Source organism: Arthrobacter sp. DualSoilB13 (genome assembly GCF_055389195.1).
On the sequence record NZ_AP035865.1, the window covers coordinates 3,661,069 to 3,675,113 of the forward strand.

Consider the following 14,045-nt stretch of genomic DNA (forward strand, 5'->3'; position numbering starts at 1 on the left):
TTGATGCCCCTAAGGCCACCCCATAAGCGCGTTATCTGTACAAAAACTCGGCAGGGGTTCAGTCGTCCAGCCTCACACCCCGCAGCAGGAGCATGGTTCCGCCCACGGCAACGGCGGATGCCAGGAACACGCCCGCCGCACCGAGGCCTACCGCCACCACGCCGATTGCGCTGGGCAGCACCACTTGTCCAATCCTGTTTCCAGCCAACCGCAGGGCTAGCGCACGCCCGCGCTGGCCTTCGGGGGCTTGGGCCGAGAGCCAGGACATGGTCAGTGGTTGGCCGATTCCGAGCCCTAAGCCAAGGAATGCCATGACGATGAACAGCAACCACTCCGGCATCGGAATGGCTGCGACACCCAAGGCAACGGTGGAGATGGCCAGGCTCAGGACCAGCAGCTTCATCCGGCCCAGTTTGCGGGACATGCTGCCCAGACCCAGCCGGGAAACCATGGAAAACAGGGCGCGAACAGTCAGCATGAGGCCCACGGTTGCTGCGGTCAGGCCCCGTTCAGCACCGAGTGCCGGCAGATAGACAACGGTCAGATCCACTACTGCCAGGACTGTGGCGCTGGTTGCCAGCGCACGGACGACGCCGGGAGTCCTGAGAAGTGCGACCGCACTGCCCTTTGGTCCGCCCTTGCCGGTGCGCCTCCCTTTGCTGACCTTTGACGAAATCACGAACGTAGTCAGAAACAGCACCAAGCTCATGGCCGTGGCGAGCACGAAGATGGCCTGCGTATTCGGCCGAACGGACGCGCCGCCCACCACGGAAATGGCCAACGGCCCCAATGCCTGGCCCAGCGATGCGGCGAAGGTCAGATATCCGAAGGCAGAGTCCAGGCGCGAGGACGCAGCATTGTTCGCCACCACCGCTTGCTGCCCCACCACGCAGGCCAGTTGCCCCGCACCCAGAAGCGCTGTCCCGGCCACGAGCGCCGGAACCGAGGACCCCCAGAACAACAGAAACGCAGAACAGCCCAGCACGACGGCGGCCCCGATGGCCATGAGCCTGCGCTCACCCAGGCGGTCCACCAGTCCGCCGATGGGCAAGGCAAGCAGCAGGGGGAACACCGCGTAGCTCGCGGCAAGAAGACCCAAAGCGAACCCTGGAACGTCCAATTCAAGCGCGCGGTACGTGGTGGCGGGCCGGACCAGGAACGTGACGGCCTGGATGAGTGCCGAGTGAATCAGGAGTGCGGTGGAGGAACGCCGTCCAAGTTCGCCGATCATTCGACGCCGATCATTCGACCACCAGGCCGGTGCTTGAGATGACGCGCAAGGTCTCATCACGTGCGCCGATCACGTGATCGAAGGCAATCTTTGCGGCCCTTTCCGGATCCTTGGATGCAATGGCCTCGACCAGGAGCCGGTGATTGGCGAGAGCCTCATCGCGGCGTTCGGGAGCGTTGTTGGTGAAGTATCTGTAGCGTTCAACCTGACTGCTGATCTGCCCATGGAAGCGCTGGGCCCAGAAGTTACCGGCGATCCTGGCGATGGCTGCGTGGAGGGCCACCCCGTACTTCATGGCTTCATCGGCGAACTCCACCATCGCGGCATTGCGGGCCACGATTCCCCGAAGCTCTTCAAGGTCCGCGGCACTGGCGTTGGCGCACGCTTCCCGAGCCATCAGCGACTCCAGGGCGGCACGGACGTCGTACAGCTCGGAAATCGCCCTCCTTTCCAGCGTCGGAACAACAACTCCCCCGGTTGCCTGCTGCTCGAGCAGGCTCTCAGAAATAAGCCGCCGGATGGCCTCCCGCAGTGGCGTTCGGCTGACTTGGAGGGACGCGGCCATGGCGGGCTCGTAGATTCGCGCACCAGGTTTGAGTTCCAAACTGAGGATCTGGCGTTTCAGCTCGCCGTAGACGACGTGTGCCCCTGTGTTTCGTGGTTGTGGATCCGCCATATATCGCTGCCTCGGCTCGGAAGTGTACTTGTATACATCTATACACCCAGCTTGGAGGACCACGCAAAGGGTTACACCTGCGACCACTTCTGACTGACCACGAACGAGCCTGTTCGAATGCCTTGTTGTGGCCCCAAGAGCCTCATAGTCTCGGCTTGCCCGGGCTTCCCGCAAAACCGGGCAGCACCCGTTGAAACCCCAAAGATGAGGTCCACCCATGGCGTTTACCGCTCGAAGAATCCGAAGGCCTGTGGCAGTGCTGGTGGCAGCCGTTACTGCAGCGGCCGGCCTTGCGCTCAGCCCGGCAACTGCACCGCAAGCACACGCAGCCGACGCAACCGCCGTCACCATCACTCCCAACCCGGCAAGCCGTAGCGAGGCCTTCGAAGGTTGGGGCACAAGCTTGGTCTGGTTCGCGAATGCGACGGCGGGCTACTCCCCCGAGCTGCGCGAGGAGCTGTACCAGAAGGTCTTCGGCGAGAACGGGCTGAACCTCAACATCGCCCGTTACAACGTGGGCGGTGGCAACGCCTCGGACGTTGCCAACTACCTCAATGACGGCAGCGCTGTGGAGGGATGGTGGAAGCCGGTGACCCAAGCGCAACCCGGCCAGCCGGCGTCGAACCTTTACAACCCCGACGGAACCGTGGACAAAACGCAGGCCAACAAGCTCGCGTTCCTGAACGAGTGGGACCCGGACGACCCCGCCTCTTACAACCCCGACGCCGATCAGAACCAGCGCTGGTGGGTGGAACGCCTCGCCGCGGACCAGCAGATCACCCACTGGGAAGCCTTCAGCAACTCCCCGCCCTGGTTCATGACCAAGAGCGGCTACGTGTCCGGCCAGGTGAACACCGCCAAGGGCGAGAATCTGCTGCCCGAAGCGGAGGCCAAGTTCGCCGCCTACATGAGGAACGCCGTCGAGCTCCTCGAAAAAGGCAGCGGCATCACCGTGGACACCATCGATCCGTTCAACGAGCCGAACTCGGGCTACTGGGGTACGGACATTGACGCCGCTACCGGCAAACCACCCACCTCGTACACGCAGAAGCAGGAGGGCGCCCTGATTTACCCGGCTGCCCAGGACCGCGTGACCAAGCTGCTGGCCGCAGAACTGGAAAAGGGCAGCACGGACGCCGTCATCTCTGCGATGGACGAGACGGATCCCAGCAAATTCATGACCAACTGGAACGGTTACAGCCAGGAGGCCAAGGACGCAGTTGCGCAGCTCAACGTCCACACCTACGGCACCAATGATCGCCGCCGGGTCCGGGACCTCGCCAGCTCCACGGACAAGCCACTGTGGATGAGTGAGGTGGGTGGCTTCTGGACGGGAAACCCGGCGCTGGGCGATTCCACCAGCGGCTGGGACCGCTCCAACATCACCAACGGATTGGGCATCGCAGGCCGCATGGTCAACGACCTCCGCGAACTCGAGCCCGACGCCTGGGTGTTCTGGCAGCCCGTGGAGGACACGTACAAGCAAGAGAAGGCCGACAAAGGCTGGGGCTCTATCTACGTGGACTTCGACTGCAACTACGAGGGCCGCGAAGGATTCTCCAACCGCCGCATCAACGATGGCGCCACCCTGGACAACGCCAAATGCAAGGTATTGACCAACCAGAAGTACAACACCACCCGGAACTTCACGCACTACATCCGGCCCGGCGACTTCCTCATCCAAAATGACAACGCCAAGACCGCCAGCGCCCTCCGCGCCGACGGCAACGGCGCCACACTGGTCCACTTCAATGACACCCCGACGCCGGAAAAGGTCACCATAGACCTCAGCCGCTTCGGTGCAATCGCACCCGGTGCAAAGGTCACTCCCGTGGTCACCACCAAGTCGCCGCTGGATGACATTGAGAAGAACGCCCTGGTGAAGGGTACGCCGGTGGCCGTGGACACCGCGGCTAAGTCCGCCACGCTGGAGGTTCCTGCCGCATCAGTGGTGACGTTCGTCGTCGACGGCGTCAGTGGAGTTTCAGAGGATGCCACGCCTGTGCAGGACGGCCACAGCTACCACCTCAGCGGTGAGGCGAGCGGCAAGTACCTGACCGGGCGTGCTAACGGAACAGCGTCGATCGAGGAGCTGGGTATGGACGCTGCCGGCGTGGCACCGCAGATGTGGACGTTCAACGCCGTTGGCGGGAATGACTTCGCCAACGATCGCCGCTGGGTTGTTTCCAGCGCAGACGGACGGGTCCTTACAGGCAACGGTGGAGTGCTGAATGGCAGCCAAAGCGGTGCTGCTTCCCTGGCTTCCATAACTCTTGAGCAAGCCAAGGCCACTCCTTCTGCACAGTGGATTGTGACCACGGAGAACGGCAAGCAGTGGTCCCTGGTGAACGCCGGGGCGGCGATTGCCCTGCAGGTTTCCGGCAACCAGACTGCCGCAGGGACATCCGTGGCACTGGCATCATCCACCGGAACCACAGCCACCGCATCGGCCAACCCTCATCAGGCGTGGGCTTTCACGGACATCGAGGACTTGAAGCTCCTGGGAGTCTCGCCCGTTGAAATGAGCACACCCGTAGGTACGGCACCTGCCCTGCCCGCAACTGTCACCCCCGTTTACGAGGACGGTCCCGGCAAACCACTGGCTGTTACGTGGACACCCGTGGATCCCGCCTCCTGGCAAAAGGCCGGCAAAGTCACCGTGTACGGCTCCGGAGTGGACCCCTACGGCCAAACGTTCGAGGCCGTCCTGACCGTCACGGTCGGCTCCTACATCGCCACGGATCCGACTTCAGTGACCGTTGGGGTTGGATCGTCGTTGGCTTCCGCGCAAGCTGCGGCGCCGGCCACAGTTCCTGGCCAGATAGCGGACGGCCCAGCCCGGAACCCACTCGCGGTGACCTGGGACTGGTCCTCAGTCTCCGATTCCTCATTGCAAACTCCGGGAACCGTTACGGTGCAGGGAAACGCCAACGGACTCCCGGCAACACTGACCGTGATCGTGGTTGACCGTGTGCCCGTCGCCAACATCTGCAAGGACGACCCCACCACCACGGCCACCGCAAGCTACACCGAGGGCTCCTACATCGCCAAGAACACCTGCGACGCCAACGCCTCCACGCGCTGGTCCAACTGGGTGAGCGGCGGCCGGGCCGGCGACAACCTGAGCTACACCTTTACCCGCGATTACACCGTCTCCTCGGTGACCGTTACCTCCGCGGAGAAGGCAGCGCAGAGCCTCAAGGTCCAGTACCAGGATGCTTCCGGAGCGTGGAAGGACACCTCCGCGGGAACCATCACGGGACTCTCGCTCTCATCACCGGCCACCGTCCGCTTCGATCCCGTCACCACACGCGGGATCAGGGTTTCGTTCGTGACCACGGCGTCCTACACGAAGATCGCTGAAGTGGCCATCGCCGGTTCCCGCCTGGCCGACGCAGGGCTTGCCGATCTTGGCCGACTCCTCGTGAACCAGTCCTCGGTAGTGGGCTTCGCCCCGGCGAGCACCGACTACCGGGCACTGACCGCGACGGCGACTCCCGCCGTCGTCGGCTACCCGTTGGACACTAACGCGAAGGTGACGGTCGAGCAGCCCACCGCTGAGAACCCGACGGCGGTAGTCACCGTGACGGCGCCGGACGGCACCACGAAGGTCTACCGCGTGACGGTCTCCACGGGGAAGGACGCGTGCAAGAGCGACGGCTGGAAGACGAGCCCTCAGCCCGTGTTCGCCAATCAGGGGCAGTGCGTGAGCAGCTTCGCGGCAGGGAAATAAGAAAATTCTGAGCTAGTGAGGCCCCTTGGGATTCTGATCCTGAGGGGCCTCACTGTGCCTTCACACAAGTGGGATGCAGACGGGCAAATGAACAGCTACGTGTCCTTTACTGTTATTTAAAGGCTAAAATAACAGTAAAGGACACCCTACTAGGCTTTGGAGCACCTCTTGGCAGCTTGGCCGGCGCATGGAAACAAGGTCATGCCCTGGAAATCGTCAGGTCGTCCCCCACGGGAGGACCGCTTGTTCACCGAAGTCGAAGTTTCACTTCCCCCCAAAATTGCGGGGCTTTGGTTCGAACCCAGCCGGGAAACGATCGTGGCACTCGAAGAGGCCGCTGTTGCCGTCGCATCGTTGGACGTGTCGGCGGGTTCTCGCATGGCTGCCATCAGCGGCTTTCTGCTGCGAAGCGAAGCGGTCTCCTCTTCAAAGATCGAACACGTCGACGCCAATCGAAACGACTACGCCCGTGCCATGATCGGGCTGAAGGCCACCGATCAAGCGAGATCCATGGTCGCAGCAGCGGAGGCCGTGCAGAGCATGATCAGCGATGCGGGGGACACTGGCGAGGTCCGTGTGGAGGCTCTGCTTAAGGCCCACAAGGCCCTGATGAAAGATGACCCAATGGACGGGCACAACGCTGGTTCATTCCGGGATGTGCAAAATTGGATCGGCGGAAGTGACTATTCACCTCGAGGAGCCATCCACGTTCCCCCTCCCCCGGCGCTGGTACCCGAACTCATGGACGACCTCATGGCATTCTGTGCCCGGAAGGACATCCCCATCGTGGCGCAGGCGGCCATTGCCCATGCCCACTTCGAGTCCATCCACCCTTTTACCGACGGTAATGGCCGCATAGGACGTGCTCTGATCGGTTCAATTTCACGTCGTAGAAGACTGACCAAGAACACGGTCACTCCCATAGCCTCTGCGATGGTAGCGGACGTGGAGACCTACTTTTCCTTACTCAACAATTACCGCAACGGTGACGTGGATCCATTCGTCCTCTATCTGGCAAAGTCAGCGATGCGTGCTTCCCAAGCCGCCAGTGAATCGGTCGCGGCTCTCGATGAGCTCCCGGCATTGTGGACCGACTTGCTCCGCCCCAGGAAAAACTCTGCGGAAGCAAAGCTCATCCCTTGGCTGCTGGAACAGCCCGTTTTCGAAGCGCACCGGGCAGCATACATCGCTGGTGTTGAGGAAACGTCCATATACAAAACCCTGAACCGAATGACCGAAGCCGGTGTACTGTCCCTCGTCTCGCTATCGCAGCGGAATCGCGCTTGGGCAGCGATGGAAGTCTTGGATGAGGTAGATCGACTGAACAGGCGGTTGGCCGCCAAAGCCGTCTAAGCTTTCAGCTCCGCGCCCAGCGGTACGGCGTCGTCGTCGAGACCTTGAGCAGTCCCGAACGCTCGAGGATTGGTCGAGAGAATTCCGTGGAGTCGCTGTGGATGAGGGTCTTTCCCATGTCGAGGGCGGCCTGAGCGCGGCGGGCCGTCAATGCCCGGTAGATCCCCTTGCCGCGCCACTCTGCTCTGGTGGCACCACCCCAGATCCCGGCGAAGGCTGTGCCGGGCACTGGCTCCAAGCGTCCTGCGCTGACAATTTGCCCGTCAGCCTCGGCCACCCACAGCTGCATTCCGTCACCTAGCGAGAGCCGATGCAACAAGGCATCAGCCATCTCATCTGAGACCGGCTCGCCGAAGACCTCGTCCTGCATGGCGCTCATGGCCCGCACGTCGGCTTCCTCCGTCACCTGCCGGAGGGTCACGCCGTCAGGAAGTGGCACAGCTGCGCTCAAAGCCTGGGCCTCGCCGATCATGATCGATTCCGGCTCATCCTCCGTGAAGCCGTTGGCGATGAGGGCTTCGTGGAGGCCGGGTGCGTGGTCATGCCCGCGGGTCTTCCACTCGACCTTGGTGATGTCCGGCTGGCCCTCGAAGTGGGAAACCGCCGCTTCCACAAGGCCGCGGATACCCTGCTCATCCGCGCCGGCCAGGTCCTGGTAGGTGATGAAACCACGGCCGCCCAGGAACTTCACCAAGCGGAGCGGGCCAAGTTCTTTGACCGCCACAGCGCTTGGAGTCTCGGCGTCGGTGCGCAGTTGCTGATCGTAGGCAGCGAGAAGCCGTGCTTTGGTGTCGGAATCCGTCATCCCGCGAGCCTACTGCAGCCCGGGAGGAACCCAATTCGATGGCTTGCTGCGCACTGTGCCGTGCGCACGGCACGTTCGGCAGCTAGGCATCGAATCGGGCAAGCAGATCACCAGTGAGGCGCTTGCCGTCCGGGAATTCGAAGTGGCCATCGGCATACGTGACACCTGCATCCGGCGAAGCACCTCCTTCGCCGGCGAGGATCACGACGGCGGCGTAGTCGCCGTCGTGCGCGGTGCCCGAGGTTCCCAACCATGGAATGGTGAGTTCCGAACCCATGGGGTGGGCGCCGGAGCGGGCAAACGTCCCGGACGAATCCAACGCCATGCCGAAGCCCGGCGCGGGAAGCACCGAGCTGACCACGGACGAAGCAGCATCCACCGGCCAGCCGCCTATCCGGAGGGAGCCACCCGAATCCCCAGCACCGGAAACACGTACCAGTCGAAGCTCCACGGCCCCGCGCGTCACCGAAACCACCGTCACCGACGGCCCAGGAGTCGCAGTGCCGGCGACGCCGCTGCCGTGATCCGGACCGGCGTCGGGATCGGGTTCAATCCAATGAGCCGTGAACCGGGACGCCCCCATCTGGAAACCGCCTTCGGAGAACGAGCCGAGGTGCTCGAAACCCGTCCGATGCGTCAGTCGGCCTGAGGAATCAACAAACGTCACTGCGTTGTCCACGGACTCCGGTACCAAGTCAGGGAACGTGTGCGTCGAATAGCCAAGCCGTGCGTAGAGGGGCGAATCAGCCACCACGGCTCCAACAACAGCGTGATCCGTGGCGTGGTTCCGGATCCGGACCACACCGTCGGCACGAGTTCCATCAACCTGCCAGCCCGGTGCCGCGATCAGCCGCTGAGTGTCAGCAACTTCAACGGGCAAGGGCTCTTCAACGGAAGTCCACACCCGGTGATCGGCGGGCATTGCCAATCCGAGCATCCCCTTCGCGGCCCAATAGGGCGAGCCAAATCCGGAGTAGGCCTGCTTCATGCCTGCAAATTCTCCGTGCCAGCCAATGGACAGAAGCCCGTCCTCGGTGATCGATCCATGCCGGGCAAAGTAGTGGAGCATCCCGGACGCCGCGCGCCGGGAAAGACCAGGCGCCAACCGCGTGTGCCCGGACAACTCCCCTACCCAGAATGGCGCCGCGGCAGCGAACCGGTAGATCAAGCTCCGGCCCTGGATGAGCGGTGCTCCGTTGGCGCCAACAAGGTAGGCGGCGTCGTCCAGGAAGTCAGCCAGCCGGTCGCCGTCGAGCGTTTTCCGCGCGGTAACCCGGGGATCAGAAGGCGCCATCAACGCCCAGAGCTGCGGATACACCTGAAAGGCCCAGCCGACGTAATGGTCGTAGGCGCGCTCTGGCCCGTCCGCGAACCAGCCACCGCCCCGGTACAGGGAGTCGTGGATGGCGAGCCCGGCATCGATGTCCTCGTCGGAATACCGGCCACCAACCGAAGCCAGGAACGTCTCCACCACAATTTGGAACCACACCCAGTTGATGGGCGGGTACTCCTCGCCGATCACCGTCTCGAACCAGGCAATGAGCTGCTCCTGGACGCGCTCCGGCAGCTTGTCCCACAGCACATCGCGGGTCAACGCCAGGCCAACAGCCAACGACGCCGCCTCAACCTTCGCCTGCCCCAGCTCACCTGGCGTCGGCCAGCGGTCAGGGTTCGCTGGGTTGGTCCCGGCGTCGAGGCCGGAGGCATACCACTCGGCGATCCAGCCCGTGTTGGCGGGATCGCCGGCAATCCGGAACGAGGCCAGCAGGAACGTCCGGGCGAAGGCTTCCAACGAATCACTCCGTGGGCCGTACCGGCTGTTGGCCCCGGGGAGGTGGATATTGGCGTGGTCCTCGGTCCCAAAACGGTGGGCGGAACGGAGGAGGTGATCCGCATACGCGCACCAGTGCTCGCGGGTCAGGCCGGTGAGAGGGGAAAGCTTGTGGTCAAGAGGGGGCAAAAGCATCAGAGCGAATCCTCCTGCACAACTCCGGCGAGCCCCCGCGGCGCCCCCAATGACGAATCGCGGACTATCAACTCAGGGTTCAGGTCGATCCGGTGCACAGGGCGCATCCTTCCTTCGGCCAGGCGTGCGGCCATCAACTGCACCGCCACCTTGCCCACGTAGCTCTTGGGTGGCCGAACCGCGGAGATCGCGGGCTCGGCAAGGTAGGCAACTTCGTCGTCGTATCCCACGATCGCCATGCTGCCGGGCACATCCACGCCGCGGTCCACGCAGTGCTGCACGAACGCCACGGCCTGGGTATCCGAGTGCACCAGCATGGCCGTTGTTCCCGTGGATCGGCAGAGCTCCAAGACCCGATCAAAGTGCTTGGCCCGGTCACCGTTGTCCAGCTTGGCCGAGTCCTCATGGATGGACTTTTCCAGCGGAATCTTCAAGGCAGCAAGGGCCTGCTTCCAACCGCGGACCACGTGGGGACTGGTGGGGCTCGTGGAATCAGTGAGGCAGCCGATCATCCGGTGCCCCTCCTGCCACAGGTGCCGCACGGCCATGCCCGCACCGAAGGAGTGATCCGTCGCGACCCACTCGAGGCGGTGTGAGGGAATCTCCGATGGCGCCCGACGCTCAGCCATGATCACCGGGATGGGCAGGGCGTTCAGCCAGCGGAGCAGCTCCTTGCCATGTTCACCACCCATATCCGGGGCCACGATCAAGCCGTCAATGTTCTGCGTATCAAGGAGCGCCTGGACCTGGCGGCGGTTATCTGCGGCATCGTAAGCCGAGCCGCGCACCAGGATACGGAGATTTTGCACCTCGGCCTCCCCGCGTGCCCCCGAAATCACCTGCGGCCAGTAGTAGTCCAATGACGGGACCACCATGCCAATGGAGTAACTGTGCGCCGACGGCCTCCCCACAGCCGCCGATCGATCCAACGGGCTGGGCAACGTGGCACCGCCGTGAACACGTGACACCAGGCCTTCGTCGGCGAGCGTGTTCACGTCGCGCCGAATGGTCAGCTCGCTGACGCCCAGCTTCGCGGCGATGTCGCGCACTGTGATGGCCCCGTGGGCACGCAGCTCCTCCATGAGCCGCTCACGACGTTGCAGCGAAAACAGCGACTTTCCGCCCACTTCGGGGGTCTGTTCGGAACTCAAGATGTTGCCTCCACGGTGAGGGTGAATGCGCCGGAAGCGCGGTTTTCGGCCGGCATGCGAAAACGGAGCCGGGTCAGTTTTGCGCCCCAGATATCGCTGAGGAGCGGATCGTCCAGGAGCCATTCATCCACCAGTACGACGGCGGTGGCCGGCTTCCATCGCAAGCGCAATCCCACGGGGCTACTGACTGTCGGAATTCCGACAGAGGTGATGGTCGCGGTCGCGTCTGTACCGACGCGGACGGCGCCGGCAACCAGATAGGTGATGTCGACGTCGGGCGTTCCTTCGGGCGGAGTCGCTGCGAGGTTCCAGCGGTCATCAATGACCACGTTGCCCAACTCGCGGTTCATGAGCGAGGTGCGAATCCACTGTTCGGCGTGGTCCAGGCCGTAAGCAGCTCCGAGACCAAGGGCGAGGGTCGGTTCCTCCGGGGTGGGCTCCTGCACAACGGTTGCCGCAAACGAGGACCCCGTCCCCTGTTCCAGCCCGAACGGCGCGGGCACGCTATGCCAGGCGCTCTGCATGGCCCGAATCTGATACCGATCAGGTCCGAACGTTTGGGCGGTGTACGTGGGCTGGCCGGCGTCCACCAACAAGGGCACGCCGTCCACGGCGACCACCACGGAGCCAACATCCCGGTGGTTGTGGTGTTCACCGTTGTGCCCGCCCTTGGCCGCTAGGGTCAGCCCGGCGGAGGAGCCCGGGGTTTGCCGCGCCACCATGATCTGCACAGACGGCAGGTACGTCCCCCAACCAGGTCGCAGCTGAGCGCGTTTTGAGGGCTCAAAACGCGCTGTGCTGCTACTTAGTTGGGTGAGGACGCGGCCCAGGCCGGCGGCTGCTTGAGGTTCAGGCTCGACGGCGGCAAAGGTTGCGGCATGCGCGGCGGCCTCGGAATCCCCAAGCCTCACAGCCCAACGGTGCAGCATGCCCCACGGCAGTCCTTCGTGGGCGCGAGCCGGGCCGTCGGCGACGTTAAGGAACCAACGGTGCCCCAAGTGCATCCGGTGCGGGAAAGCAACCAGTGCACGGATTACGGGCAGGTCCGGGTTCAGGACACCGTTGCTGGCCTCCTCCAACACTGCAAGGCCCTCAAGTGCACGGCCTGCACCGTTCCACCAATAGGCGAACCCTTCGTCGATGGCGCCGTCTGCCGGGATGGAGGCGAGGAAGCGATCCAACCCCTCGATGCAGCGGGCAACGACCCTCGCCTGCAACTGCGGATCGTCCACCAGCACCAGCGCTGCCACAAGTATGTTCGAGTGGATCCACGGGTTCCAGTTGTGGACATCGCCGTCCAACCCAAGCCAGTGCCAGTCGAGACGGTCCAGAAACGGGCGGATGACTCGCTCGTTAGCCTCCTCGCGAAGACGTTTCCGCAACCCGGGGGCCCGTTCATCAAGCTGAGCACCCACGACGTGGTCAAGCCACGCCAGCTGCGCCACCACTTCCCCTGCACCCAGGTCCAGGTACGGGCGGGAACGGTCCGGAACAACGTCGCCGTTGCGTGTAAACACGTCATCGTGGGCAGCCCAGCTCCATGAGCTCTGTTCGCAGAGGAGGTAGGCGCCGTCGATCACCTCGTCGAGCCAGTCACTGCCGGGTCCGTCATTGACCAAGACCATCACGACGGCGCGGGTCAGGCGCTGCTGTCGGCTCGCCACGAGTCCCTCGTACGCCGTGCGGTTCCCGTCGCGGAAGTAGCGCGAATAGTGCGAAACGAGCGGCTGCGGCCAGGGGCTCCCCTTCTCCGCTTCCGCTTGGGCGCGTAGCTCCACAAGGGGGCGGTCGGCAGTGAGCCGCCACCCGGCGTCGGACGCTGGACGAACGGTAAGGCGATCACGGGCGCCGCGGAGTGACTCCATCAAGGCGGAGGCATTGGCGCTGGAACCCCATGCACTCAGGAGGGGAGGCGCTTGAACGGCGGCCGTGCCGGTTGCCATAGGAATTCTCTCTCACTTGTTCGAGTTTGAATGTTTTAGATCAAGCTCGATTGAGTTGAATGAACTGTCTTGTTTATGAGTATGTACTGATTATTAGATGTGATGCAACACATAAATCACGGTCGAACAGACCGCTGTTAGTTTCGAAAGGAGGATCCCCTCAATGTCGCTCAAGCCCCAGGCACTGCTGGTCATGAATAGCGGAACCTTTGCTGATCAGTTCGATTCCACGCGACTGGAGCGGCTGGCGGGAATGGTGGATCTCGGCGACCAGCCGTGGACGGATACGTTGGACGCACCGGAGCTGACGGGCCGCCTGGAAGAAGTGGAAATTCTCCTCACCAGTTGGGGAGTTCCGCAGCTCAACGCAGAGCGTCTGGAGCGCATGCCCAAACTCCGGGCAGTTTTCCACTGTGCAGGAACGGTGCGCAGCTTTGTCAGCGAGGAACTCTGGGATCGCGGCATCACCGTCACCAACGGCGCCGACGCCAATGCAATCCCCGTAGCCGAGTTCACGTTCGCTTCCATAGTCCTGGCAGGCAAGAAAGCACACGTCCTGGCCAACGACGCCCGCATGTACCGGGACGACTGGAGCTACATCGGCGACCGCGGGGAGCTGGGGAACATCGGCCGGGTCATCGGCGTCATCGGGTTCTCCCGTATTGGCCGCCGGGTAGTCCAGCTGGTTCAGCAGCTCCAGGACGTCACCTGCCTGGTGAGCGATCCTTATGCAGATCCGCTTGAAGTTGCGGCAGCAGGCGGCACGCTGGTCAGCCTTCAGGAACTCCTGCCAGTGTCCGACGTCGTCACCATTCATGCGCCCGCACTTCCGGAAACCCGCAACATGATCAGCACCGCGGAGCTGCAGTCCATGAAGGACCATGCGACGCTTATCAACACCGCCCGCGGTTCGCTCGTTGACACTGAAGCCCTCGAGAAAGAATGCGCCACCGGACGTATCACCGCCCTGTTGGATGTCACGGAACCCGAGCCACTGCCCGCAAATTCCACCCTGTACAGTCTCCCCAACGTGATCCTCACCCCGCACATCGCAGGTTCGCTTGGGACCGAAACCAGGCGGATGTCCGATGCCGCACTGGATGACCTTGAACGGTACCTCGCCGGCAAGGACCTCCTGGCCCAAGTGGTCCACGCGGACCTCGGCCTCAGCGCCTAGCTTCCTCAAG

Annotated in this window: 9 protein-coding genes; 3 read left to right on the forward strand and 6 right to left on the reverse strand. The window is 63.3% G+C overall.

The window, feature by feature from the left end:
* Positions 1-58: 58 nt before the first annotated feature.
* Entirely contained in the window at positions 59-1,231 is a 1,173-nt protein-coding gene (locus ACZ5J0_RS16880) for an MFS transporter (protein ID WP_464093627.1), read from the reverse strand.
* Between the two features lie 10 nt (positions 1,232-1,241).
* Positions 1,242-1,907: a GntR family transcriptional regulator gene (locus ACZ5J0_RS16885; protein ID WP_464093628.1), complete on the reverse strand. Its 666-nt coding sequence runs from the start codon at positions 1,905-1,907 to the stop codon at positions 1,242-1,244.
* 217 nt (positions 1,908-2,124) lie between these two features.
* Here ACZ5J0_RS16885 and ACZ5J0_RS16890 point away from each other — a divergent pair, with 217 nt between their 5' ends.
* Positions 2,125-5,640, forward strand: a complete 3,516-nt coding sequence (locus ACZ5J0_RS16890) for an Ig-like domain-containing protein (RefSeq protein ID WP_464093629.1) — start codon at positions 2,125-2,127, stop codon at positions 5,638-5,640.
* A 318-nt stretch (positions 5,641-5,958) separates the two neighbouring features.
* Positions 5,959-6,993, forward strand: a complete 1,035-nt coding sequence (locus ACZ5J0_RS16895; RefSeq protein ID WP_464093630.1) for a Fic family protein — start codon at positions 5,959-5,961, stop codon at positions 6,991-6,993.
* A gap of 4 nt (positions 6,994-6,997) precedes the next feature.
* Here the strand turns inward: ACZ5J0_RS16895 and ACZ5J0_RS16900 are convergent, their stop codons facing one another.
* The 4 genes from ACZ5J0_RS16900 to ACZ5J0_RS16915 form a co-directional block, all read right to left on the reverse strand.
* Entirely contained in the window at positions 6,998-7,798 is an 801-nt protein-coding gene (locus ACZ5J0_RS16900) for a GNAT family N-acetyltransferase (RefSeq protein WP_464093631.1), read from the reverse strand.
* A gap of 82 nt (positions 7,799-7,880) precedes the next feature.
* A complete protein-coding gene (locus ACZ5J0_RS16905) occupies positions 7,881-9,764 on the reverse strand; it encodes a DUF2264 domain-containing protein (protein WP_464093632.1) in 1,884 nt (627 codons plus the stop codon).
* Positions 9,764-10,915, reverse strand: a complete 1,152-nt coding sequence (locus ACZ5J0_RS16910; protein WP_250820448.1) for a LacI family DNA-binding transcriptional regulator — start codon at positions 10,913-10,915, stop codon at positions 9,764-9,766. Before ACZ5J0_RS16910 ends, ACZ5J0_RS16905 begins: the two co-directional genes overlap by 1 nt.
* Positions 10,912-12,858, reverse strand: coding sequence for a heparinase II/III family protein (locus ACZ5J0_RS16915; RefSeq protein ID WP_464093633.1), 1,947 nt, complete (start codon positions 12,856-12,858; stop codon positions 10,912-10,914). The genes ACZ5J0_RS16910 and ACZ5J0_RS16915 overlap by 4 nt, the downstream gene beginning before the upstream one ends.
* A gap of 163 nt (positions 12,859-13,021) precedes the next feature.
* On the opposite strand from ACZ5J0_RS16915, the gene ACZ5J0_RS16920 reads away from it, so the two are divergent.
* The gene (locus ACZ5J0_RS16920) at positions 13,022-14,035 is read left to right on the forward strand and encodes a hydroxyacid dehydrogenase (RefSeq protein ID WP_250820450.1); all 1,014 of its coding nucleotides are present in this window, start codon (positions 13,022-13,024) and stop codon (positions 14,033-14,035) included.
* Positions 14,036-14,045: the final 10 nt, after the last annotated feature.